General features: G+C 66.0%; 25 protein-coding genes. 12 read left to right on the top strand and 13 right to left on the bottom strand.

Annotated features, from left to right (window positions below; genetic code table 11):
* Nucleotides 1-64 precede the first annotated feature (64 nt).
* Both ACTIEY_RS16500 and ACTIEY_RS16495 read left to right on the top strand, forming a co-directional pair.
* Nucleotides 65-571: a YfiR family protein gene (locus ACTIEY_RS16500; protein ID WP_439520213.1), complete on the top strand. Its 507-nt coding sequence runs from the start codon at nt 65-67 to the stop codon at nt 569-571.
* Nucleotides 568-2,466 carry an ATP-binding protein gene (locus ACTIEY_RS16495; RefSeq protein WP_439520212.1) on the top strand — a complete coding sequence of 633 codons (1,899 nt, stop codon included), beginning with the start codon at nt 568-570 and terminating at the stop codon, nt 2,464-2,466. The genes ACTIEY_RS16500 and ACTIEY_RS16495 overlap by 4 nt, the downstream gene beginning before the upstream one ends.
* Before the next feature lie 6 nt (nt 2,467-2,472).
* On the opposite strand, the gene rpoN is transcribed toward ACTIEY_RS16495, so the two are convergent.
* The 4 genes from rpoN to ACTIEY_RS16475 all read right to left on the bottom strand — a co-directional run bounded on the left by rpoN (nt 2,473) and on the right by ACTIEY_RS16475 (nt 5,690).
* Entirely contained in the window at nt 2,473-3,924 is a 1,452-nt protein-coding gene (rpoN, locus tag ACTIEY_RS16490; RefSeq protein WP_439520211.1) for an RNA polymerase factor sigma-54, read from the bottom strand.
* 242 nt (nt 3,925-4,166) lie between these two features.
* A complete protein-coding gene (locus tag ACTIEY_RS16485; RefSeq protein WP_439520210.1) occupies nt 4,167-4,988 on the bottom strand; it encodes a lipocalin family protein in 822 nt (273 codons plus the stop codon).
* Nucleotides 4,966-5,421, bottom strand: a complete 456-nt coding sequence (locus ACTIEY_RS16480; protein ID WP_439520209.1) for a phage holin family protein — start codon at nt 5,419-5,421, stop codon at nt 4,966-4,968. Before ACTIEY_RS16480 ends, ACTIEY_RS16485 begins: the two co-directional genes overlap by 23 nt.
* A complete protein-coding gene (locus ACTIEY_RS16475; protein WP_439520208.1) occupies nt 5,418-5,690 on the bottom strand; it encodes a GlsB/YeaQ/YmgE family stress response membrane protein in 273 nt (90 codons plus the stop codon). Before ACTIEY_RS16475 ends, ACTIEY_RS16480 begins: the two co-directional genes overlap by 4 nt.
* Before the next feature lie 173 nt (nt 5,691-5,863).
* On the opposite strand from ACTIEY_RS16475, the gene ACTIEY_RS16470 reads away from it, so the two are divergent.
* Together ACTIEY_RS16470 and ACTIEY_RS16465 are read left to right on the top strand one after the other, a co-directional pair.
* A complete protein-coding gene (locus ACTIEY_RS16470) occupies nt 5,864-7,009 on the top strand; it encodes a zinc-binding metallopeptidase family protein (protein WP_439520207.1) in 1,146 nt (381 codons plus the stop codon).
* On the top strand, nt 7,006-7,614 hold the full coding sequence (locus ACTIEY_RS16465) for a L,D-transpeptidase (RefSeq protein ID WP_439520206.1): 609 nt from the start codon (nt 7,006-7,008) through the stop codon (nt 7,612-7,614). The genes ACTIEY_RS16470 and ACTIEY_RS16465 overlap by 4 nt, the downstream gene beginning before the upstream one ends.
* A gap of 39 nt (nt 7,615-7,653) precedes the next feature.
* On the opposite strand, the gene ACTIEY_RS16460 is transcribed toward ACTIEY_RS16465, so the two are convergent.
* The 5 genes from ACTIEY_RS16460 to ACTIEY_RS16440 form a co-directional block, all read right to left on the bottom strand.
* Entirely contained in the window at nt 7,654-8,022 is a 369-nt protein-coding gene (locus ACTIEY_RS16460; protein ID WP_439520205.1) for a hypothetical protein, read from the bottom strand.
* A 107-nt stretch (nt 8,023-8,129) separates the two neighbouring features.
* Complete coding sequence (locus tag ACTIEY_RS16455) at nt 8,130-9,413, bottom strand: sensor histidine kinase (RefSeq protein ID WP_439520204.1); 1,284 nt, start codon at nt 9,411-9,413, stop codon at nt 8,130-8,132.
* 58 nt (nt 9,414-9,471) lie between these two features.
* Nucleotides 9,472-9,987 carry an MgtC/SapB family protein gene (locus ACTIEY_RS16450; protein WP_439520203.1) on the bottom strand — a complete coding sequence of 172 codons (516 nt, stop codon included), beginning with the start codon at nt 9,985-9,987 and terminating at the stop codon, nt 9,472-9,474.
* A 5-nt stretch (nt 9,988-9,992) separates the two neighbouring features.
* Nucleotides 9,993-10,421 carry a response regulator gene (locus ACTIEY_RS16445; RefSeq protein WP_439520202.1) on the bottom strand — a complete coding sequence of 143 codons (429 nt, stop codon included), beginning with the start codon at nt 10,419-10,421 and terminating at the stop codon, nt 9,993-9,995.
* 124 nt (nt 10,422-10,545) lie between these two features.
* Nucleotides 10,546-11,241, bottom strand: a complete 696-nt coding sequence (locus ACTIEY_RS16440) for an outer membrane beta-barrel protein (RefSeq protein ID WP_439520201.1) — start codon at nt 11,239-11,241, stop codon at nt 10,546-10,548.
* A 283-nt stretch (nt 11,242-11,524) separates the two neighbouring features.
* Between ACTIEY_RS16440 and ACTIEY_RS16435 the strand changes: the two genes are divergently transcribed.
* Entirely contained in the window at nt 11,525-11,980 is a 456-nt protein-coding gene (locus tag ACTIEY_RS16435; protein WP_439520200.1) for a PA2169 family four-helix-bundle protein, read from the top strand.
* Between the two features lie 58 nt (nt 11,981-12,038).
* On the opposite strand, the gene ACTIEY_RS16430 is transcribed toward ACTIEY_RS16435, so the two are convergent.
* From ACTIEY_RS16430 to ACTIEY_RS16420, 3 genes are all read right to left on the bottom strand, one after another.
* A complete protein-coding gene (locus ACTIEY_RS16430; protein ID WP_439520199.1) occupies nt 12,039-12,239 on the bottom strand; it encodes a hypothetical protein in 201 nt (66 codons plus the stop codon).
* A gap of 38 nt (nt 12,240-12,277) precedes the next feature.
* Nucleotides 12,278-12,598, bottom strand: coding sequence for a DUF883 family protein (locus ACTIEY_RS16425; protein ID WP_439520198.1), 321 nt, complete (start codon nt 12,596-12,598; stop codon nt 12,278-12,280).
* A gap of 103 nt (nt 12,599-12,701) precedes the next feature.
* A complete protein-coding gene (locus ACTIEY_RS16420) occupies nt 12,702-14,144 on the bottom strand; it encodes a sigma-54-dependent transcriptional regulator (protein WP_439520197.1) in 1,443 nt (480 codons plus the stop codon).
* 444 nt (nt 14,145-14,588) lie between these two features.
* Here ACTIEY_RS16420 and ACTIEY_RS16415 point away from each other — a divergent pair, with 444 nt between their 5' ends.
* Both ACTIEY_RS16415 and ACTIEY_RS16410 read left to right on the top strand, forming a co-directional pair.
* Nucleotides 14,589-14,888: a hypothetical protein gene (locus ACTIEY_RS16415; protein ID WP_439520196.1), complete on the top strand. Its 300-nt coding sequence runs from the start codon at nt 14,589-14,591 to the stop codon at nt 14,886-14,888.
* 37 nt (nt 14,889-14,925) lie between these two features.
* Entirely contained in the window at nt 14,926-15,462 is a 537-nt protein-coding gene (locus ACTIEY_RS16410) for a DUF4142 domain-containing protein (protein WP_439520195.1), read from the top strand.
* Between the two features lie 9 nt (nt 15,463-15,471).
* Here the strand turns inward: ACTIEY_RS16410 and ACTIEY_RS16405 are convergent, their stop codons facing one another.
* Entirely contained in the window at nt 15,472-16,347 is an 876-nt protein-coding gene (locus tag ACTIEY_RS16405; protein ID WP_439520194.1) for an EamA family transporter, read from the bottom strand.
* A gap of 156 nt (nt 16,348-16,503) precedes the next feature.
* Between ACTIEY_RS16405 and ACTIEY_RS16400 the strand changes: the two genes are divergently transcribed.
* From ACTIEY_RS16400 to ACTIEY_RS16380, 5 genes are all read left to right on the top strand, one after another.
* A complete protein-coding gene (locus ACTIEY_RS16400) occupies nt 16,504-16,977 on the top strand; it encodes a guanylate cyclase (RefSeq protein ID WP_439520193.1) in 474 nt (157 codons plus the stop codon).
* A 27-nt stretch (nt 16,978-17,004) separates the two neighbouring features.
* The gene (locus ACTIEY_RS16395; RefSeq protein ID WP_439520192.1) at nt 17,005-17,793 is read left to right on the top strand and encodes an IclR family transcriptional regulator; all 789 of its coding nucleotides are present in this window, start codon (nt 17,005-17,007) and stop codon (nt 17,791-17,793) included.
* Between the two features lie 135 nt (nt 17,794-17,928).
* Complete coding sequence (locus ACTIEY_RS16390) at nt 17,929-18,771, top strand: alpha/beta fold hydrolase (protein ID WP_439520191.1); 843 nt, start codon at nt 17,929-17,931, stop codon at nt 18,769-18,771.
* A 2-nt stretch (nt 18,772-18,773) separates the two neighbouring features.
* Complete coding sequence (locus tag ACTIEY_RS16385; RefSeq protein WP_439520190.1) at nt 18,774-20,123, top strand: amidohydrolase family protein; 1,350 nt, start codon at nt 18,774-18,776, stop codon at nt 20,121-20,123.
* A gap of 41 nt (nt 20,124-20,164) precedes the next feature.
* Entirely contained in the window at nt 20,165-21,124 is a 960-nt protein-coding gene (locus tag ACTIEY_RS16380; protein ID WP_439520189.1) for a Bug family tripartite tricarboxylate transporter substrate binding protein, read from the top strand.
* Nucleotide 21,125 lies beyond the last annotated feature (1 nt).

The raw sequence follows: 21,125 nt of genomic DNA, 5'->3' as shown, positions 1-21,125 counted from the left end.
TTTGCCCTCTCTTGCCCGACCCGCGCGGCGGTGGGTCGGATCCCTTCTCCTGGCCCTGAGCGCGATGGCATTGGCCACGCAGCCGGCCCGTGCGGGGGATCTCCTCGTCGAGGAGCAGGAGGCACTTCATTTGCAACGGTTCATCGGCTACATCGAGTGGCCTGCAGGCGCTTTTGCCTTGCCGGCTTCCGCCATCGTGGTGGGCATTGCCGGCGCAGAGCAGACGCTGGAGCTGCTGTCGCGTGCCGTCGCTGGCAAGGTCGTGCAGGGACGTCCCGTGCAGGTTCGCCCGTTGCAGCGGCCCGAACAGATCGACGGCGCCCATCTGGCCTACATCGGCCGGGAAGCCTGGGATCGCCTGTCGGAGTGGGTCGCCGCGTCCAGAACACATGACGTCGTGCTGGCCACCAATGCGCCCGACGGCGTGGCGCGGGGCGCCACGCTGGGCTTGATCCAGGTCGACCAGCGCACACGGTTCGAAGCCTCCGTTCCGGCCGCCGCCCAAGTCGGCGTCAAGCTCAGCGCGCGCTTGCTCGAGGTGGCTGAACGCGTCGTCGGGCACCAGCCATGAGACCCACGTCGCTGCGTCAGCAGCTCACGCGGGCCGCCATGTTCACCACGCTGTTCGCCATCGTGCTCAGCGCGGGCGCCCTCATCACCTACGAGCTATCGGTCTACCGCAGCGCCGGCGTGGCCAATCTTCGGGCGCAGGCCGACCTGATCGCGCGCTCAACGGCCGCTGCGGTGGAGTTCCGGGATGCCAGGGTGGCGCGCGACAACCTCTCGTTGCTGCAGAAGCAGCCGCGCATCCAGTCCGCGGCGGTCTATGGGCTCGACGGCACCCTGATCGCGTCCTACACCCCGGCGGGCGGCCCCCTGCTCGCGCGGGTGCCACTGAACGCCGAGACCTGGGGACCGCGTTACAGCGGCTCGACGCTGGAGATGACGCAAGCCATCGAACGCAACGGCGAACGCCTGGGCATGCTCTACCTCAAGGCGGAGCACGACGTGTGGCACCGCCTGGCGGTGTTTGCCCTAATTGTTCTGGCGGTCGGTGCCATCAGCCTGACGGCTGCGTTCTACCTGTTCGTGCACCTGCAGCGCCGCATCACCGCTCCGCTGGAGAAGATGACCGACGTTGCCCGCGACGTGATCGACAGTCACAACTGGTCGTTGCGTGCCCCGGCCACGGACTACCAGGACGTGGGCCTGCTGGTGGAAGCGTTCAACCGCATGTTGTCGGAATGCGAGACCCGCACCAACGAGCTCGAACGCGAGATGGTCACCCGACAGGGCGTCGAGCAGGAACTGCGACACGCCGACCGCCAGAAGGACGAGTTCCTGGCCACGCTGGCGCACGAATTGCGCAATCCGCTCTCGCCCATGACGAGTGCGGTGGCACTGCTGCAGATGCCGGAGGCTTCGGCGCAGACGCGGGACAAGGCGCTGGTGGTGCTCGAACGCCAGTTGCGTCACATCGTGCGGCTCGTCAACGACCTGCTGGATGCCTCTCGCGTGACCACGGGCAAACTGTCGCTCGACAACGCACCCGTGGACATGGGCGATCTGCTCAAGACCATTGTGGAAGGTGCACAGCCCCTGGCGACGCAGCAGGGTCTGAAGCTCACCCTGAATGTGCCCTCAAGAGCCCTGCACGTGCATGGCGATGCCATTCGCCTCACGCAGGTGTTCTCCAACCTGCTGAGCAACGCCTGCCGCTACACGCTGCGTGATGGGCGAGTGGACGTTGCACTCACCGAACAGGGTTCCTGGGTGGAGGTGTCCATTGCCGACACCGGGATCGGCGTCGAGCCGGAAATGCAGGAGCGCATCTTCGACCTGTTCGAGCAGGCCGACAAGACCCTGCAACGCGGCAACGCGGGACTGGGCGTGGGCCTCACGCTGGCCCGCCAGATCATCCAGTTGCACAACGGTGTGCTCACCATGAGCAGCGGGGGGCTCAACCAGGGCTCGTGTTTCACGGTGAGCCTGCCCCTGCTGGAGCGAGAGGCCAGCCGCCCCCCATCGGTGGTCAGCGCGCCGCCTGGCGAACGTGCGCCGGCGCTGCGGCCATTGCACATCCTGATCGCCGACGACAACGTCGACCTGACGGAAAGCTTTGCCGAAATCCTGACGTCGAGCGGCCACAGTGTCGATGTGGTTCACGACGGCGCAGCCGCTGTCGAGCGGGCCCGCGAGAACCTCCCCGACATCGCGCTGCTCGACATCGGCATGCCCAAACTCGACGGCTATGAGGTAGCCCGGCAGCTTCGCGCGGGCTTGACCACACAAGGCATCCACCTGATCGCCATCACGGGTTGGGGACAGGCGTCCGACCGGGAAGCGGCCGATGCCGCTGGCTTTGACCACCACCTGCTCAAACCGGTCGAGCCGCAGGACCTGGTGCGGCTCATCAGCGATTCCTACGACGAGTTCCAGGCCTCGCGGCCTGGAGACTTGCGCTGAGACGCTTCAGTCGTGCCGACGGCGGCGGTCCACTGCCTCGATGCGCAGCATCTGACGGTACTTGGTCACCGTGCGCCGTGCCACGGTCAGGCCCTGCTGGGCGAGCTGCCGTGTGATCTGTGCGTCGGACAAAGGCTTGTCCGCCGACTCGGCTTCGATGATGTCCTGGATCAGCCCGCGGATGGCGGTGCCGGAGCAGGCCTTGCCATTGGCACTGACCATGGCCCGTGAAAAGAAGTGCTTGAGTTCGTACACGCCGCTGGGTGTGGCCATGTACTTGTTGTTGGTGACGCGCGAGACGGTCGACTCGTGCACGCCCACCTCGTCGGCAATCTCCTTGAGGCCCAGCGGCTTCATGGCCATGGCGCCGTACTCAAAAAAGTGGCGCTGGCGCCGCACGATGGCCTGGGCCACCTCCAGGATGGTGGAGAAACGCTGCTCGACATTGCGCATGGTCCAGCGCGCTTCCTGAAGATGGGCACCCATCTCGGCGTGTTCGGCGCAGCGATGCTGCTGGAACAACCGCGCGTAGTCCTCGTTGATGCGCACCTTGGGAACCACGGTGGCATTGAGCCTGGCGCTCCAGGCGCCCCGCTCCTTCTTCACGATGATGTCCGGCACGATGTAGCTCACCCGCGAAGGCGAAAGACGCCAGCCGGGTCGAGGGTCGAGCCGGCGGATCCGGTCGCACACGGCCTCCACATCGCTCACCGATGCGCCCAGCGAGCGCGACAGCGCGGGAATGTCGCGCGCGGCCAGGCTGTCGAGGTGGTCGGACACGATCGTGCCGGCCATCGCGCGTTGCAGCGGGCAGGCAATGCTCGCCAGTTGAAGGGTCAGGCATTCGGCCACATCGCGCGCGCCGACGCCGGCGGGCTCGAGCGACTGCACGAGCGCCAGGGCAATCTGCATTTCATCCAGTGAAGCCGCAGGCTCCAGGCCGGCCCAGTCGAGCAGCTCATCCAGCGGCGTGCGCAGATAGCCGTCGTCGTCGAGCGATTCGACCACCGCCCGCGCCAGCGCCAGGTCGCGCGGTGACAGGGGCATGGTGCTGAGCTGCACATGAAGGTGAGCGTTCAGCGAGGTTTCAGCCACCATGAAGTCCAGGGCCGAGACGTCTCCATCGTGCGATGACCGCGAAGGCGTGAACCCATCACCCAGCCACAACTCGCGATCGGCTTCGTGATCGCGTTCCATGCTGTCGGCGTCGCTCTCATCCCCGTCGTTGCCTTCGGCTCCGTCGTGCCTGTGCTCGTCCATTTCGTCGCTGTCCAGGGCTACGTCGATGCCGTCCTCGAGGCCGTCTTCGGTTTCCAGGAAAGGGTTGCGCCCCAGGACATCGCGGACCACGGTGCCGAAGTCCAGCGACGACATCTGCAGCAAACGCACGGCGTGCTGCAAACGCGGTGAAAGGGTCTGGTTCTGGCGCTGTTCTGCGCGCGCTTCCAACTGCATCATGACGGTCTCCTCCGGTGTCGTTGAAGAGGTCGGACCGCGGCTCGCGGGCGCCTCAACGGCTCTTCAATGCACAGGTCGTGCCGTCATGAAGCTGCGGACACAAATTCACACACTTGCCCTCTCTTCAGAGGGAAAAGCGGGTCGCCTGCCTTTGCAGGGACAGGTGCGGCGCACCTTTTCACCGACCGGGAGCGTGGCAAAACGCCGCAACGGGCAGAACTTGCTGCAAATACTGCCGAAAGTCAGCGTCCGTGGGCGGCGCTGAGGCTCATTTGAGCAACGTCGTAACCCTGCGCATGGGCCAGATTCAGCAAGGCCTGCAACCGCGCTGGTTCCATCGCCGGATACCGCGACAACACCCGCAGCCGTCGCCGGCCCGCGTCGCCGACCACGGCTTCCGTGTAGTCGGCATCCACATGGAGTACCCAGTGGTCGTCCCAGGCGCCGGGCCACCAGCGCGTCCAGGCGGGCAGAAAGCTCTCTTTCCAACGTGCAGCGCCGCTGCCCGGCACGATCCGGGCCACGCCGCGCGACTCGCGCACGCGGCCCCCGGGAACTGGCACATGGTGGCGCACGGTGATGCTGGGCTCGTCACCGGCCGCATTGACCATGGCAAAGTGCGTGGTCGCCTGCACCAGGTCGGGGGCGGCGTGGCGGTGCGACAGGCAAGCCACCTCGTTCCATTGACCCATGTAGCGAGCCAGGTCCAGATCCGGCACGGTGGCCGGACCGGCCGGGTGGCTGGTCAGCAGCCGCTTCACCGTGGGCAAGCCCATGCTGAACACCGTGATGGCAGAAGCCGGGCTCAGGCGCGGACGCAGGAAGCGCGGCAGCAAGGGCCACAGGACCATCAATGCGCCCGCCCAGGGCACCATCGATCGCCTCGGCCGCATGGCGGAACGGGCCGTGTGCCGGATGGCCTCCACCCGCTGCTGCAGGCCGAGTTCGCGGGCGATCAGGCGGCGCTCCACGCGAGCAATCTCGTGCGCCAGCGCGTCCATGCCGCTCGGCAGGCCGCTCGGTGGCTGTGCTTGGGAAGTATCAGTGTGCGGTTTGGGGGACATGTCGGTCTTCATCAAGGGCTTCATCGGGTGGCGTGGGCGCCCTGAACGTCAGCTGTCGACGTGTGGCCGGCAAGCCGAGGGTGGGCAACAGGCGACGGATGCGGTTCACCGCCCACCAACCCAGCAACACGTGCACCAGCAGCGCGACGGCCAGGGCAACAGCCCATGAAAGGCCTGCAGCCACCAGGCCGACCAGAACGAGGGCCCACACAAGGAGCCACCCGGCCATGCCCAGCACGGTCAGCGCCAGGCCCAGGCAGGCGATGTGCAGCAAGGCCAGGCCAGCCCGCTGCAATTCCAGTGACAACAACTCCACCCGGTCACTGACCAGCCCGGGCAACTCGCTGAACAAGCCGCCCAGCAGGGCGCCCAGGGACGCCAGGCGACCGGCCCCATGAGGCTCAGCCGCGTGTGCATGGTTGAACCGGCTCATCGCGCGGGGCCCGGGCGAAACACGTTGTAGACCGACAGCAGCACGATCGCGCCGACCATCGCGACCAGCAGACCACCCATGCTGAATGCCGTCTCACTCACCGTGCCCAGGCCCACCATGGGGGAAAGGAACCAGCCTCCCAACGCCGCGCCGCAGACGCCCACGATCAGGTTCATGAAAGTGCCCTGTGGCGAGTCGTTGAGCATCACCACGCTGGCGACCCATCCCAGCACACCACCGGCCACCAGCCACAAGAGGAAATTGATCATGGTTTTGCTCCGAGTAGGTTGAACGGTCGCCCCCTGGCGGCCCGGACTCTCTTGGCAATCCACATGCCCGACCGCATTGGCAGGCGGTATCCCGTCGCCAGGCGGGCACATCGCATGCCCAGCAGAAGCCCCGCATCCACGAACCAGCACCCGAACGGAGGAAAATCCCGCCCATGAACCGCGCCTTCACTTGCGTCTGCCAACAACCCATCTTTTTCCGCAACAGCGTCTGTCTCGCCTGCATGAAGCCCCTGGGCTACGACGCGCTTCGGGGCAAGCTCCTGGCGCTGGAGCCCGTTGAAGAGCCAGAGCTCTGGCGCAGCGCGGAAGGCGAAGGGCGCGCACGCCTGTACCGCCGCTGCGTGAACCTGGGCACCGCCGCTTCATGCAACTGGTTGATTCCGGTGGACTCGGCCGATGAGCCGGCGCCCGAGCTGTGCCTGTGCTGCCGGTTGACGCGCACGCTGCCCGATCTCGGCACGCCTGAACACGCCGAATGGTGGGGCCGCATCGAGCTGGCCAAGCGACGCCTCGCCTCGTCCCTGCTCGCCTTGCGGCTGCCGCTGGTGCCGAAGGCAGAAGACCCGGCACGCGGTCTGGCGTTCGACATCCTGGTCAGCCTGCCCGGCGGTCCTCCGGTGATGACGGGACACGAAGATGGCGTCATCACCCTGGACGCGCAGGAAGCGGACGACGCCACGCGCGAACAGCGCCGAACCCAGCTTCGCGAACCCTACCGCACCCTGCTCGGGCACCTGCGCCACGAGTCGGGGCACTACTTCTGGCAGCGGCTCGTCGAGAACTCCCCCTGGCTGGACGACTACCGCCGCGTGTTCGGCGACGAGCGCGCCGACTACCAGCTGGCGCTGCAGACGCACTACAACCAGGGTGCACCTGCCGACTGGAGTTCGCGCTACGTCAGCGCCTACGCCAGTTGCCATCCCTGGGAGGACTGGGCCGAAACCTGGGCGCACTACCTGCACATGCGCGATACCCTGGGAACAGCGCGCGGCTTCGGCATCCGGGGCAACCGGGTCGAACTGGCGGCCGAGCCTTTCGACCTCTCCGTGCTGGAAGCGGGCGCGGGCGACGATCACACCAATTCACGCTTCCTCGCCTGGCTCAACCACTGGATGAAACTCACGGTGGCGCTCAACGAGATTTCACGCAGCATGGGGGTGATGGACATCTATCCCTTTGTGCTGTCCCAACCCGCGGTGCGAAAGCTGCACCTGGTGCACCGCATCATTGCCCACAAGGCGCCGCGCGGAGCCCGCCGGCGCAATGCGGTACCGGCACCCATGGAAGAGACCGCATGACCAGGCACGCACGCATCGCATGGGCCGCCGGGCTCGTCATGGTCACGACCTGCGGCCTGGGCTCGGCGCAAGGCACCGTGCCGCTTTCGGACGAGGCCAGGCAGACCGTGATGTGGGTGAAAAGCCAGCAACACATGGCCGGCCAGCCCTTCATCGTGCTCGACAAGCGCGTGGCGCATGCGTGGGTGTTTGACGCCCAGGCGCGACTGGCCGGCGCAACGCCCGTGCTGCTGGGCGCAGCCCGCGGCGACGATTCCGTGCCAGGGATTGGAGAGAAACCGATCGCGTCCATCCTGCCGAACGAGCGCACCACGCCGGCCGGGCGCTTCGCCATGGAACCGGGCAAGAACGCGCGTGGGGAAACGATCTACTGGGTGGACTACGACGCTGCGGTGTCTTTGCACCGCGTCCGCTCGGCCAACAAGAGCGAGCGGCGGCTCGAACGGCTGGCCACCAGCGATCCTGGCGACAACCGGATCTCGTATGGCTGCATCAATGTGCCCGAGCGCTTCTACAACGAAGTCATCGATGCGCATTTCGCGCCTGGCAAGGGTTCCATCTACATCCTGCCGGAAACGCGCAACCTCTCTACCTTGCTGAAATGACGAAGCGGGGCCGAAGCCCCGCCCCGTGATCACAACAACTTAATTGCGGTCAGCGCGCGGCTCGCGCATCGTGCCAGTCGAGTTGCTGCCTGCCGCCGGCATGGTGGACGATCCCGTGGAAGGCGTGGTCATCGTGGAACCGGTGGACGGCGTGGTCGTGCTGGAGCCGGTGCCGGTGCCGGTCGCTGGCATCGCTGGCGTGGTGGTCGAAGTCGACGGCTGCGCGGTCGAGCCGGGGCCAGTACCCGGGCCGGTGGTGCCGGAGCCGGTGGTGCCTGAAGGGCCGGTGCCGGTGCCCGTGCCGGTGCCGCCGGGCGACGTGCCCTGTGCAAAGGCCAGGCCGCTGGCAAGGACGAGTGCCAGGCCGCAGGCGGTGGAGGTGGCTGTGCGAATGAAGGAATGGGACATGTTGGCTCCTGATGTCAGTGAATGTTCAACGCCCGTTGCGCTTGCCGAAAATGCGGCTTGCGGCTGACGCCAACCTTCATTGGCAAGGGGTGTGCCCAGTCCGCCCTTTATTCGTAATGGCGCGGCAAAAGGATCTCGAAACGCGTGCCCGAGCTGTCGGAGTCCACCTGCACCGTGGCGTCGAGCAGTTCACACAGGCGCTTGACGATGGACAGGCCGATGCCTTCACCATGCCGGTCGACGTGAGGTGCCGAGCCGGGTTCCGGCACTCCCGCATCCTCTTCTTCGATATGGGTGATCTTGTCCTCCCTGGAGTCGAAGGCGACCTGGTCCGCGTGCTGCGTGGCCACTTCGAGCGCGTTCTTCAGTTCGGATGAACCATCGTTGCCGATCCCCGGACCGGTGTCGGCAATCGACAGCATCCACCGGTCGGGATCCTCGGGACCGGCGTCGCCCCAGGAGAGTTCCAGGCCGCCGCGGTGCGTGTAGCGGATCGCGTTGAGCACCAGGTTCTGCGCGATGCGGTGCAACTTCACCGCGTCCGAGCGCACCTCGAACGGCTCGGGTCCCTGCAGCTTGAAGCTCAGGCCCTTCTGTTGTGCGTGAGCTTCCAGCGATTCCCACAACTCGCGAAACAGCGGCGCGACGTCCACCCGATCGACATTGCGCTCCTCTTGCCCACTTTGCAGCCGGGCGAGGATGGTCACATCGTCGAGCAGCCGGTGCAGCGCCTGGACGTTCTTGCCCAGCAATCGCAGGAAGGTTTCCTGCACCACCGGGTCTGTGTGGCGCGCGCCCAGTCCGGCGGTGGCATTGCTCACCACGCCCAGATTGCCCCGCAGATCGTGAGCGGCTTCCTGCCAGAGCTGCGCCCTTTGCTGCTCCATCTTGCGCAAGGTGGCCAGGCCCTGCTCCAGGCTGCGCGTGTAGGCCGTGGCTTCGATTTGCTGCAGCTTGAAGTACTGCGTGGTGCTGGCGCCCACCGCCACGCTGTAGATCTGCGCCCAGAGCAGGCGCGCACGCGCCATCACCTGGGGCGACCGGATGGGAGGACCGGCGGCCAGGGATTCGAGTTCACTCACCACACACTCGTTGAGGCGCCCCAGTTCCCGCACCACCTCGGCCAGGCCAAACCCCTGCTGCCAGCGGTGCAGGCCGTGCGAGGCGGCGTCGCCCAGGCGTTCGGCTTCGGACGATTCCGAACGCAGGTGTTCCTCGAACCCTTCGAGCACGGCGGGGATGTGGTCGTTGAGCTGGGCATACGGCAGGGAATCACCGGTGGTGAGCGCGTCGTCGGCGGTCACCGAGGCGCGCCAGGCCTGGAGGATGGCATCGCGCCGGTTGGCCAGCTGGTCGGCGAGTTCAGCGTACGGATTACCAGAAACGGGCATGGGGCTTATTTTTTGGCGAACAAGGCGCCAATTCTGACCTGATTTGGCGCCTTCGACCTCACGGGTCGCGCTTTACACCCTGCTCGGCGTCCTGATCGCGGCGGATGTTTCGGCCGATGCGGCGCAGCCACCCCAGCACCAGCAGAATGAACAGCGATGCCAGGATGGCAATGCCGGTGTGGCCCATGCCGGCGGCCATGCCCACGGCCGCAGTGGCCCAGATGCCGGCGGCGGTGGTGAGCCCATGGATGCGGCCCTCCTCCTGGTCCTTGAGCACGGCACCGGCACCCAGGAACCCGATGCCAGAGACCAGCCCCTGCACCACGCGGCTGAGCTGGTCGTCGTCCATACCGGTTTCCAGGCAGATCATCACGAACAACGCCGCGCCCAGCGAGACCAGCATGTGGGTGCGCAGCCCCGCTTCTGCATCTCGGCGCTCGCGGTCCCAGCCGATGAGGGCACCGAGCAGCAGCGCCTCGGCCATGCGCCAGGTCGCCCGGGTGATGCGCTCGACCTCGGTGAGGTCCGAAAACTCTGCTTGCAGCGTGGTGAGGATGGTCTGCAGTACCGACATGGTGCTCAGGCTTTCGTGGCGAGTCCGGGATCCACCTCCCGATTGCGCCAATGCGCAATGCAGCGGTGAAGTTCGCTCAGCACGACGGGTTTGATGAAATGGTGATCGAAGCCCGACGCGGACGAACGCAGTCGGTCCTCGGTTCGCTCGCGACCGGTCAGCGCCACGATCAGCATGGGCGTATGCGGCAGCGAGTCCCGAAGGCGGCGAGCCACCGAGTGGCCGTCCAGGGCCGGCATGCCGATATCGAGAATGGACACCTGGGGCTGCACGCGCAAGGCCACGGCCAGGGCCTCCTCGCCGTCGAGCGCCAGGTGCACGGAATGGCCCGCAAGCTCCATGAGCAGCACCAGCGATTCGGCGCTGTCGCGGTCGTCATCGGCAATGAGCATGCGCAGGCCGGAGCCCGTCGATGGAGGCGAAGCGTCGTTCATGGGGATTCCAGGCTTGCAGGCAACACGGCGCCCCATTCTCCATGCCGCAGCGCCCGCCAGCAACGGGAGGCAAAAAAAAGGATGCTGAAGTTTCAACATCCTTTTTCCCTTCATCAGGAAGGCCTTAGAAGCGGTGCACGTAGCCCAGGCTGGTGGTGGTGACTTCCTGCTTGCCCACGCCGGCGAATCGCATGTCGTAGCGGTTCCACTCCAGCACGATGGACGAGCGCGGGGTCAGGTCGAAGCCGACGCCAGCACCGTAGGTCGGCGCCCAACCGCTTTCCCTGCCGGTGGCAATGCCCGAAAGCGCGCTGGCCGAGACTTCGGTGCGGCTGTAGGTGGTGCCCAACTTGCCGAACACGTTGAACGCGCCCAGCGGCACGCGGCCGACCAGGCTCACGTTGAGGCCGTGCGCCTTGGTGCTGCCACCGCCGCGGCGCATCTTGCCCAGGTTCACGTAGCCGAATTCAGCGCCCAGGTACTGGGTGAACATGCCGCCGGTGTACAGGTTGAACGAGGTGGAGCTGTCCGAGCAGCTGAAGCCGCCGGCGCCGCAACCCAGGTCGTAGTCGGGCCGACCGACATTCAGACCCACATATCCCTGCGTGGAATACGGAATGATCGAGTAGCCGCCTTCACCGGGCATGCGCGGTCCCGTGGTGCGCACGGCGCCCGAGGTGGACCCGCCCGCTGCCTGGGCGAGCACAGTGGTCGATCCGTCGTTGCCCGGCGCCTGGGTCTGGGCAGACACGGAGCACGCGACAGCCATGGCGACTGCGGCCAGCGGCCACGTCTTGAAGGAAGAAATTGAGCGGTTCATGGGCAAGTCCTGGTTGAAGTTGAGAAAAACTGCGCCAGAAATGGAATGCAGCACCGCCTGTAGGCAATCGGGATGCCCGGCCCTGGGAACACCCAGGGGGTGCCAGATCGCGCTCGCAAAGGGCTTGCGGCAAATATTGCCGCACCCGTATGCCGCTGACCCCTGACCTTCCCGTCTGAGGAAGCCATCACCGGGTACGCCATGTGCCATGCAAAGACGTCGGGAGCGGCGAATGCATTTCCAGCCGGGACCGGCGTCCCATCCACTTTCAAGAAGGAACGCCATGAAAGACAAAGACACCATCAACACGCTCAACAACCTCATCGAAACCTGCAAGGACGGTGAGTACGGGTTCAAGACCAGCGCTGAACACGCTGTCGATCCCCAGATCAAGGACCTGTTTCTCACGCGTTCGCAGGACTGCCGCGCCGCAGCAGCTGAATTGCAGACGCTCGTCGTGCGCCTGGGCGGCAAGCCGGAAGACAGCGGAACCGCCAGCGGCACGGTGCACCGGGGCTGGGTCGCTGTGAAGGGCACGCTCTCGGGCTACACCGACCTGGCAATGCTCGAGGAGACCGAGCGCGGCGAAGATGCTGCGCTGGATCGCTACCGCGAAGCGCTGAAGGAAGACCTGCCCGTCGAAGTGCGCACCATGGTCGAAGCCCAATTGGCCGGCGTGAAGCGCAACCACGACCAGATCCGCAGCCTGCGCAACCAGCACCGCGCCACGGCAGACTGATCCAACTGGCGATGCCAGTGAAAAGGCCCGCTGCAAGCGGGCCTTTTTTTCGTCTGCCTCAGTCGGGATCAGGCGGAGGCTGCTGCGCAGGGCGGTTCTGGCGCTCGGCCAGATCCGCATCGCTGTGACCATCGCCCACGGGGTCGGCGCTCTCGTCCTCGGGGGGCGCAGGCCTGGGTCCCGGCGCTCGCGGCACCTGCGCCGCCCGCCCAAGGTCAGGCGTTGCACACAGCAAGGCAGCGGAGCTCATGTCGTTCATGTCGAACCTCCGGGGCGAGACGCCGATGCGAACCCAACTCAGCGCGTCAGGCGCGCGAAGATCATGCCCACGGCGAGCGCCACACCCACCGAGGTCAGCGGATGCTCGCGCACGGTGCCGCGCAGGTTGTCGGTCCATTCGTCGCCCAACTGGCGAGCCTTGGCGGCCTGCTGGTGCAGGACCTCATTGGCATGGGCAACGGTCGATTCCAGCTTCTGAACCGCAGGCGCGGCTTTCTCGGCCAGGCGATCCACGGTTTCATGGGCGCCTTGTGCGACGCGTGAGACGACTTCGTTGCCGTCAGGCATGCGATTACCCATTGCGTCGATGGATGAAGGTGTGATGCTGGGATTGGCCATGGGGAAATCTCCTGAAGGGTTGAGCGATGGGCCGCATCGCGTCGAGAACGCGATGCAGACCCGCCGTCCTTCAGGGGCAAGCGGCGTGCCAGCCCGGCCCCCATCAATCCTTGTCGTCGGCGGCGTACTGCTTGAGCCGGTTGTACAAGGTCTTGAGGCTGATTCCCAAGGCCGCAGCGGTGCGCTCTTTCTGCCGGCCGTAGTGCTCCAGCGTGGCCAGGATGAGCTTCTGTTCAGCCTCTGCCAGCGAAATGCCCAGGGGCAGCACCACGGCATCGCGTGGGGCCTCGGCCCGGGTCTGCACTTCAGCAGCAACCGCCGGCTCCGCCACGCGGGTCAAGGGAGCCGGCGCGGAATCCGGTGCGTCCACGGGCCGCTGCTGGGGCCAACCCGTGGGGTGAGGCAGCCACTGGGTGTCGATGGAGCCCCCCGTGGCCATGACGTAGGCACGTTGCACGGCATTGCGAAGCTCGCGCACGTTGCCGGGCCAGTGGTAGGCGCTGAGCTGCTCCAGCGCCTCGGGCGTGAAGCTTTTTTCCTTGCCTTCCTGCTCGCCAATGAGGCGCAGGAAACGGCCGGCCAGCAGGGGCACGTCCGAGAGCCGTTCGCGCAGTGGCGGCATCTCGATCGGAAAGACATTGAGCCGGTACATCAGGTCCACGCGCAGGTGCCCATCGGCGACCGCCTGCATGGGCGAGCGGTTGGTGGCCGCAATGATGCGCACGTCGGTTTCCTGGCTCTGCGCCGCACCCACGCGCATGAACCGGCCCGTCTCGAGCACACGCAGCAGCTTGACCTGCAGGTCCAGCGGCATCTCGGTGATTTCGTCCAGGAACAGCGTGCCACCAGCGGCCCGCTCGAAAAAGCCCTGGTGCTGGCGGTCTGCGCCAGTGAAGCTGCCCTTCTCGTGGCCGAAGATTTCGCTCTCGATCAGGTTCGGCGAAATGGCACCGCAGTTCACGCCGAGGAACGGCATCTTGCGCCGGCGGCTGAGTTCGTGGATGGTCTGGGCCACCACCTCCTTGCCGGTTCCGCTCTCACCGGTGATGAAGACGGTCACGCCTGAACCCGCCACCCGGCTGATCTGCTCGTACACGCGCTGCATGCACGGAGAGCGTCCCCAGAGTTGTCCGAAATTGCCGGTGCTGGCGAGGTTGGCGGTAAGTCCGGCCACTTCGGCCTTGAGCACGGCAGGCTTGGTGACGCGTGAGAGCACGCCCTGCAGATGCTTTAGCGTGACGGGCTTGACCAGGTAATCGACCGCCCCCAGGCGCAACGCGAGGATGGAGGTTTCCAGGCTGGCGTGCCCGGTCATCAGCACCACCTCGGAGTCGGCCACCAGTTCGGGGTCGGAAAACAGGTCCATGCCGCTGCCGTCCGGCAGGCGCAGGTCGAGCAGCACCAGGTCGGGCGTCTGAAGGGCAAGTTGTTTGCGCGCATCGCGCAGGGAATTCGCTGTGGCAACAGTCAATCCCTGCAACGCAATCAGCTCGCTGAGCATCGCTGCGGAATCGACGTCGTCGTCCACGATCAAGGCATGGGTCATCGATGAATTGTTCCTGTGGGCGCGCGTGATCCGGGGCTTTGCGCGGCGGCGCCCATGATGCCATTGTTCTGAAAGCCGACGAGCCCTCCAGCTACCAAGTCGAGGCGATGGCGCCTCGCGGTCTGTCAATGCAGGACGACGATCGGATTGGGCTTGCCGGGCGGATCGCCTTCGGGGGGGGTGTCTGGGCCGGGGATGCCGGGCTCCTGGATGTCGGGGGGGACTTCCATGGGGCGCCCCGGTGGTGAATCAGGGTACGGCGAGGGAATGGGGGGCGCGGGCTGGGGCACTTCTGGCTGGTGGGCATGCGGATTCATGAGCAACTCCTGACTCCAGCGAGGTTCGCTGTATGCGCTTTTCGGGCAAGGCACGTGCCCGGCGCCGCGCGCGGGGGGCAGGCACGCGCCTTGCCCTGTCATGGCAAAGCCATCTCCAGGAGACATCATGACGAAGCAACGCCCCGATGGGGCAGACCACCGCGCGCCGCGCGATCCTGTGGACCGCTCGCCCCGTGCGCCCGGCTCCACGCCCCCTCAACCGGAAGACGAAGACATGGAGCTGCCGCACGAGCGCGACCAGTCGACGCAGAACACCGCAGAGGAACCCGACGCCGCCATGAAGCAGGCCAGCAAGGACCTGGAAGCGGGCATGGTGGACACCGACATGCGCGCTTCACCCGGCCTGGATGCGGCGCAACGCAAGCGCTATGTCCCCGGAGAGGGTGGGGAGCGCCCACGCAAGTGAGCGCTCCGTGCGGAAACACATCATGGACCACACAGGCATGAAAAAACGAACCCTTCAACAAGCCTCGATCGTCGTGGGATTGCTGCTCGGTGGACACTCCCTGGCCGACACGCTCGCCCAGCAGGACCAGGCCTTTCTGGAGCAGGCCGCGCAGAACGGCCACGCCGAGCTTTCCGCGGGTCGTCTGGCCCTCACCAAGGCGCGCAATCCGCAGGTGCAGGCGTTCGCGCAACGCATGATTGAGGACCACACCCGCATCGGCGAAGAACTGGTCGCGCTGGCCACCGCCCGCAACTACAAGCCGCCCACCGAACCCTCCATGCTGCAAAAGGGCAAGGAGATGGTGATCGGCGGCATGGCCGACGAGACTTTCGACCGCCGTTACGTGCACCAGATGGGCGTGGAAGCGCACCAGGACACGATCCGCCTGTTCGAGAAAGCGGCGAGCGAAGCGCGGGATCCGGAGGTGAAAGCGTTCGCCGCGAAGCACCTGCCCCACCTGCGCCAGCATCTGGAAGTGGCGCGGGAACTGAAGGTCAAGGTCGAGCCCACCACCCCACCGCCGCGTCGCTGAATGGCGCGCTCACGCCATCCGCAGAGCCATCACGCCGGCCACGATCACCGCCGTGCCGGCGGCGCGCTGCATGCCGAATTTTTCCTTGAGCAGCAGCGTGCCCATGACCGCTGCAAAGAGCACCGAGGTCTCGCGCAGCGCGGCCACGCTGGCCACCGGTGCGCGTGTCATGGCCCACAACGCGATGGCGTACGACGCGATCGAGGCGGCGGCGCCCAGGGTGGCGACCGGCCAGCGGCGTCGGGCATAGGCGAGCATGGCGGTCCGCCCCGCTGCGGGTCGACGGCACCAGACCAGCAGCGGATAGCACACACCATTGAGCACGAACAGCAGCAGCACGTAGCGCAGGGCATTGCCGCCGTTGGCCACCTCCGCACGCACGCCCAGCCCATCGACCACCGTGTACAGGGCGATGATGCCGGCGTTGGCCAAGGCGTAGAGCAACGCCTTGCGGTGGTGAAGCGCTTCGCCCGGATGGGCCAGGCCGACCAGCGCCACGCCGGTGGTGATGCCGATCACGCCCACCCAGGCCGTCAGGCTGGGCATTTCCCCCAGCAGGCTGCCGCTGGCCAGCGCCACCAGCAACGGGGCGAGGCCGCGCATGATGGGGTAGGTCAGCCCCAGATCTCCGTGCTGGTAGGCGCCCACCAGTGCCACGTAGTAGCCAATGTGGATCACCACCGACGCCGCAATGAACGGCAAGCTCGCGGGCTCGGGCAGTCCCGAGAGCCAGAGCACCGGCAGCGCCACCGCCGAACCCACCAGATGAAGCAGCGCCGTGTCCAGGGCCTTGTCGCCACTGCTCTTGACCAGCGCGTTCCAGGCGGCATGCAGAAACGCCCCCACCAGCACAGCAGCCACCACGGGCCAGGTGAGGGTCAGCACAGACAGATTTCCAGCACGATGAAAGACGGCATGGCGGTGGTTCAGAAAAGCCGATGAGCGCCGATTGTCATCCACCCGACTCCCGGCCCTGCGCCAGCCAGAAAGGCCGGCAACGGGTATTCTTCCAGCCTTCGCACCCCACACCCCCGCCCCACCATGGCCTCTTCCGCGCAACCCGACTCCCTGGACCAACTGCGCGCCGCGCTTCAGGAGGCCGGCATCGACGGCGGCCTCAGGTTCCTGAACCAGCGCATCGACCACCGGTACACGGCCGTCTACCGGCTTCACGAAGCCCGGCTGAAGAACCTGGGCCTCTTCGACAAGGCGGGTGAAATGAAGCCCGAGTACCTGGCCGAGGTGCCGCTGGACGTGAGCTTCTGCCAGTTCGTCCTGCGCGATGGACAGTTCCTCACCAGCAACACCAGCGAAGACAGACGCGTCGATGGGCATCCTTATCAGGGCGTGATGGTGGCCTACCACGGCGTTCCGATGAGCGATGCACGCGGAAAGCTCGTGGGCACCCTGTGTCACTTCGATCTGGTCGAGCGCGACCTGTCGCCCGAGAACTACCTGTTGATGCAGCAGGCGGCGGGCGTGCTGCGGGAGTTCCTCGACCCCGGCGAGCGCTGAAGTCCGGTTCGAGTCCACCGTTGCCGAATGAAGGAACGCAAGCAAGGTCAACCGCTGGTCACGGCGTTGTTGCGGGGCCTTGCGGTGCTCCGCTGTTTCGACCACGGGCGAGAGCGGCTGGGCAGCAGTGAAATCGCGCGAATGATCGACCTGCCACAGCCGACGGTGTGGCGCCTGTGCAAGACACTCGAACACGGGGGATACCTCACTTCCGATTCGGACGGATCACGATTTCGCCCCGGCCTCTCCATCCTCACTCTGGGGTATTCGGCGCTCGACACGCTGGAACTGGCGGAGCTGGCGCGGCCCCTTCTCAAGGACATTGCCGAGCGGTTCAAGGGAGCCTCGAGCCTCTCCACGCGGGAGGGCACCACGATGCTCTACATTCAACGCGCGGAATCGCCCCACGCATTCCTCAAGCTCAACGTGCGCGCAGGCTCACAGGTGCCGATCATCAGTTCAGGCACCGGCTGGGGGTATCTGGCGGGTCTACCTCCTGAAGCGCGCAAGGAGGTCATCCAGGCTTGCCGCAAGGCAGACCCGGCGCAGCACAAGCGCGTGGAAAAACACCTTCTCGCCGCGCTGGCCGAGTTCCCGAATCAGGGCTATGTGGTGAATGTCGACGTGTTCTTCCAGGGCCTCACCACAGTGTCCATTCCGCTGTCCTCTCCCGCGAGCAGCACGCCCTACGTCCTCATCTGCACGGCGGCCACTTCCGACATGGCCAGCCCGGCCGTGCGGGCCGAGGCCGGGCAGGCGCTCAAGCAGGCCGCTGCTCAGTTGCGCCCCGTGGTGGATCGCCTCGAACACGAGTGATCGGGTCACCGGCGGGTGGCCGGTGGCTATTCATTCCGTTTCCGTACATGCCCTGATTTCGAGTGCCTCGAGTCGCGACAGAATCGCCTTCATTGAATGAATACGTAATTCATTCAATGAATAAAGGAGTTCTGCATGATCAGCTATCCGATGGCCGTCGGGGCCATCACCACCCGGGTGCTCGAAGCGGGCCACGGGGACAACGTCATCATCCTCGTTCACGGTACCGGTGGCCGGGCGGACCGGTGGGTCCGCAATGTGGACGCACTGGCAGGGACGGGCTATCACGTTTACGCCATGGACCTCCCTGGCCATGGCTTTGCCTCCAAGGGCCCCGGCGTCGCTTGCTCGGTGCCCGCCTACCGCGCGTTCCTGGGGGAATTCGTGGCAGCCATCGGCGCCAGTCAACCCGTCATCGTGGGCACGTCGCTCGGCGGTCATGTGGTGGCGTCCTATGCGTGCGAACAAGCTGGCCGGGTCAGGGCCATTGCCCTCGTGGGCAGCATGGGTCTGGTGCCCATTGGCGACGAAGCGCGAGGGCGCATCCAGGCCGGTGCTAACAACCAGACGCGCGAAGGCGTGGCCGGGAAGATGCAGCGCGTGATCTTTGACCCCGCTCTGGTCACGCCCGAGATGCTCGAAGAGGAATGGCGCATCAACAACTCTCCCGGGGCAAAAGAGTCGTTTGCTGCACTGGGCAGCTACATTGCCTCGGATCTCGACAAGGAGGTGGTGGGCGAGCAACTGGCCCGCGCGGACTTCCCCACCTTGCTGGTCTGGGGCGACCAGGACAAGACGGTAGCGCCAGCCATCGGCGAAAAGGTTCGGGCTCTCGTCCCTGACAGCCGGCTCGTCATGCTGGCTGGCGCTGCGCACACCGCCTACTACGAACGTGCGGACGACTTCAACGCCGTCCTGGTCGATTTCCTCGCCGGCCGCGATGGGCAGACACCGCGCGCCGGCGTGACCTGGAGCTGAACGTGGGCAAACACTACCTCGTGGGTGGCAACCTCATCGACGGCACGGGCGCGCCAGCGCGGCCCCTGCACTGGCTGGAGATGGACGGCGAACGCATCACCCGCATCGAAGCGGGTGAAGGACCAGGCGCGCCACTGCCGCCCGACGCGACGAGCACGGAGGACGCTAGGGGCAAGACCGTGATGCCCGGCCTCATCGACGCCCATTGCCACATCAGCTACGGCGTGGCGCGAGGCATCGAGGAGCAAGACCTCTTTGCCTCGGCCGAATACCGCTCGATCCGCGGCGTCTACCATGCGCGCACAGTCCTCCTGTCGGGCGTGACGTCGTTCAGCGATCCCGGCGGCAGCTGGTTTGTGGCGGTCGCGGTGCGCAACGCCATCAAGGCCGGCCTTTTCCCGGGGCCGCGCATATCGGCCGCCGCGCGGTATCTCAGCACGCACGCGGCGCTGACCGACTACTTTCCATCATGGGTGGGCTCACCGCGCTCGGGGGTGGGCGCCTTGACCGAGGGCGAAAGCCAGATGGTCAACGAAGTGCGCGATCAGGTGAAGAACGGCGTGGACTTCATCAAGATCGCAGCCAGCGGCGAATCGTCCGTGCTCACCCCCGGTGGCGGCAGCGTGCCCGCGTTCAATGCCGCCGAACTCAAGGTGATCGTGCAGGAGGCACACCGCCTGGGCCGCCGCGTGACGGCCCACGCGCGAAGTGGGCAGTCGGTCATGGATTGCGTCGATGCCGGCATCGACTGGATCATGCACGCCGACTTCATGGACACCCAGCAGGCCGATCGCCTGGCCGCAAGTGGCATTCCCTGCTGCCCTGCGCTCACCTTCACGGCCAACGTGGCCGACTGGGGCCACATCGCCGGTTGCTCACAGGCGCGCATCGACCGCTTCAGGCGCGATCTCGACAAGGCCATCGTCAACCTGAGCTATGCCTGGCGCAATGGCGTCACCATGATGTGCGGCACCGACTCCGGCTTTGCCGTTACACCGTATGGCGAATGGCATGCACGGGAGCTCGAATTGTTCGTGAGCCTGCTGGGCATGAGTCCGCTTCAAGCCATTACCTGCGCCACGCGGCATTCGTCGATCACAGTGGACGCTCAGAACACCGGAACCCTTCAAGTGGGAAAGCTGGCTGACATGCTGGTGGTGGATGGCGATCCACTCGCCGACATCCGCATCCTGCAGGACCGCACGCGGCTCACCACCATTTACCTGGGTGGACAGGCCATCGACCGCACGCCCCAACCCCCCATGCAGCGCTGGCCTTGGGAGCGCAGCCTGCAGATCTCGGAGCGCGAGCTTTACCAGACCACGGTGGCCAGCGCCCTCTGCGCCGCCTGATCTCCCCCCACCTGCCCCCACCAGACCAACAGGAGACAACGATGAAACTGCCTATGTCCCGCCGCCTCTTCGTGGCCCTTGCCGCCACTGCATTGACCGCCACCGCCCAGGCGGCAGACCCGATCACCATCATCGTGCCCTATCCACCGGGTGGCCTGTCGGACACGCTCGCCCGGCTGACCGGCAAGGTGATGTCGCAGAACATGAACGTGCCGGTGATCGTTGAGAACCGCCCCGGAGCCAATGGGGTGCTGGGGCTGCAGGGCATTGCGCGCGCCAAGCCCGACGGCACGGTCATTGGCATGGTGCCGGCGAGTGTGATGACGGTGAATCCTTCGCTCTACAAGAACATGAACGTCGACACGCTGCGCGACATCACGCCCCTTACGCTGGCCATCACCCTGCCCAACGTGCTGGTGGTGAACCCCTCGGTGCCTGCGAAGAACATGGACGAACTGCTCGCCTACCTGCGCCAGTCCGGCAACAAGGTGTCGTATGGTTCGATGGGCACAGGCTCTAGCGCGCACCTCAATGGCGAACTGCTTTCACGCTCCGCGCAGTTGCAGATCACCCACGTGCCCTACAAAGGCAGCGGGCCGGCCATGCAGGATCTGGTCGCAGGCAACATCCAGATGGCTTTCGAGAATCTTCCCGTGGCGCTGCCCATGATCCAGTCCGGCAAGCTGCGCGCCATTGGCGTGACCAGCACCAACAGTTCGGCGCAGGCGCCCGATATTCCGCCCATCGGCAAGTCCGTGCCTGGCTTCGTCGACAACATCTGGTTCGGATTCATTGCCCCAGCCGGTTTGCCGCCGGCGGTGGAGAAAAAACTCAACGAGGAACTGATCCGGGCCATCCGCTCCGAGGAGGTCAGCAGCGTGATGCTGGCCCGTGGAGCCTCCATCACCACCAGCACACCCGAACAGATGCGCCAGGTCGTGACCGCAGATCGCGAGAAATGGGCCAACCTGGTGCGCGAGCGCAACATCTCGGTTGAGTGAT

It is taken from the genome of Hydrogenophaga sp. (assembly GCF_051858985.1).
In the GTDB taxonomy this organism is placed as follows: domain Bacteria; phylum Pseudomonadota; class Gammaproteobacteria; order Burkholderiales; family Burkholderiaceae_C; genus Hydrogenophaga.
Note: the sequence above shows the minus strand (reverse complement) of the source record. Positions and strands in the feature narration are given on the sequence as shown.

Bases quoted from the DNA above. Each gene is read 5' to 3' on its own strand.
- ACTIEY_RS16495 (WP_439520212.1), top strand. From the start codon at position 568: ATGAGACCCACGTCGCTGCGTCAGCAGCTCACGCGGGCCGCCATGTTC.
- ACTIEY_RS16425 (WP_439520198.1), bottom strand. From the start codon at position 12,598: ATGGCCAATCCCAGCATCACACCTTCATCCATCGACGCAATGGGTAAT.
- ACTIEY_RS16470 (WP_439520207.1), top strand. From the start codon at position 5,864: ATGAACCGCGCCTTCACTTGCGTCTGCCAACAACCCATCTTTTTCCGC.
- ACTIEY_RS16445 (WP_439520202.1), bottom strand. From the start codon at position 10,421: ATGAACGACGCTTCGCCTCCATCGACGGGCTCCGGCCTGCGCATGCTC.
- ACTIEY_RS16465 (WP_439520206.1), top strand. From the start codon at position 7,006: ATGACCAGGCACGCACGCATCGCATGGGCCGCCGGGCTCGTCATGGTC.
- ACTIEY_RS16500 (WP_439520213.1), top strand. From the start codon at position 65: ATGGCATTGGCCACGCAGCCGGCCCGTGCGGGGGATCTCCTCGTCGAG.
- ACTIEY_RS16480 (WP_439520209.1), bottom strand. From the start codon at position 5,421: ATGAGCCGGTTCAACCATGCACACGCGGCTGAGCCTCATGGGGCCGGT.
- ACTIEY_RS16380 (WP_439520189.1), top strand. From the start codon at position 20,165: ATGAAACTGCCTATGTCCCGCCGCCTCTTCGTGGCCCTTGCCGCCACT.
- ACTIEY_RS16435 (WP_439520200.1), top strand. From the start codon at position 11,525: ATGAAAGACAAAGACACCATCAACACGCTCAACAACCTCATCGAAACC.
- ACTIEY_RS16415 (WP_439520196.1), top strand. From the start codon at position 14,589: ATGACGAAGCAACGCCCCGATGGGGCAGACCACCGCGCGCCGCGCGAT.
- ACTIEY_RS16475 (WP_439520208.1), bottom strand. From the start codon at position 5,690: ATGATCAATTTCCTCTTGTGGCTGGTGGCCGGTGGTGTGCTGGGATGG.
- ACTIEY_RS16440 (WP_439520201.1), bottom strand. From the start codon at position 11,241: ATGAACCGCTCAATTTCTTCCTTCAAGACGTGGCCGCTGGCCGCAGTC.
- ACTIEY_RS16460 (WP_439520205.1), bottom strand. From the start codon at position 8,022: ATGTCCCATTCCTTCATTCGCACAGCCACCTCCACCGCCTGCGGCCTG.
- ACTIEY_RS16450 (WP_439520203.1), bottom strand. From the start codon at position 9,987: ATGTCGGTACTGCAGACCATCCTCACCACGCTGCAAGCAGAGTTTTCG.
- ACTIEY_RS16400 (WP_439520193.1), top strand. From the start codon at position 16,504: ATGGCCTCTTCCGCGCAACCCGACTCCCTGGACCAACTGCGCGCCGCG.
- ACTIEY_RS16455 (WP_439520204.1), bottom strand. From the start codon at position 9,413: ATGCCCGTTTCTGGTAATCCGTACGCTGAACTCGCCGACCAGCTGGCC.
- ACTIEY_RS16430 (WP_439520199.1), bottom strand. From the start codon at position 12,239: ATGAACGACATGAGCTCCGCTGCCTTGCTGTGTGCAACGCCTGACCTT.
- rpoN (WP_439520211.1), bottom strand. From the start codon at position 3,924: ATGATGCAGTTGGAAGCGCGCGCAGAACAGCGCCAGAACCAGACCCTT.
- ACTIEY_RS16395 (WP_439520192.1), top strand. From the start codon at position 17,005: ATGAAGGAACGCAAGCAAGGTCAACCGCTGGTCACGGCGTTGTTGCGG.
- ACTIEY_RS16390 (WP_439520191.1), top strand. From the start codon at position 17,929: ATGATCAGCTATCCGATGGCCGTCGGGGCCATCACCACCCGGGTGCTC.
- ACTIEY_RS16410 (WP_439520195.1), top strand. From the start codon at position 14,926: ATGAAAAAACGAACCCTTCAACAAGCCTCGATCGTCGTGGGATTGCTG.
- ACTIEY_RS16485 (WP_439520210.1), bottom strand. From the start codon at position 4,988: ATGTCCCCCAAACCGCACACTGATACTTCCCAAGCACAGCCACCGAGC.
- ACTIEY_RS16420 (WP_439520197.1), bottom strand. From the start codon at position 14,144: ATGACCCATGCCTTGATCGTGGACGACGACGTCGATTCCGCAGCGATG.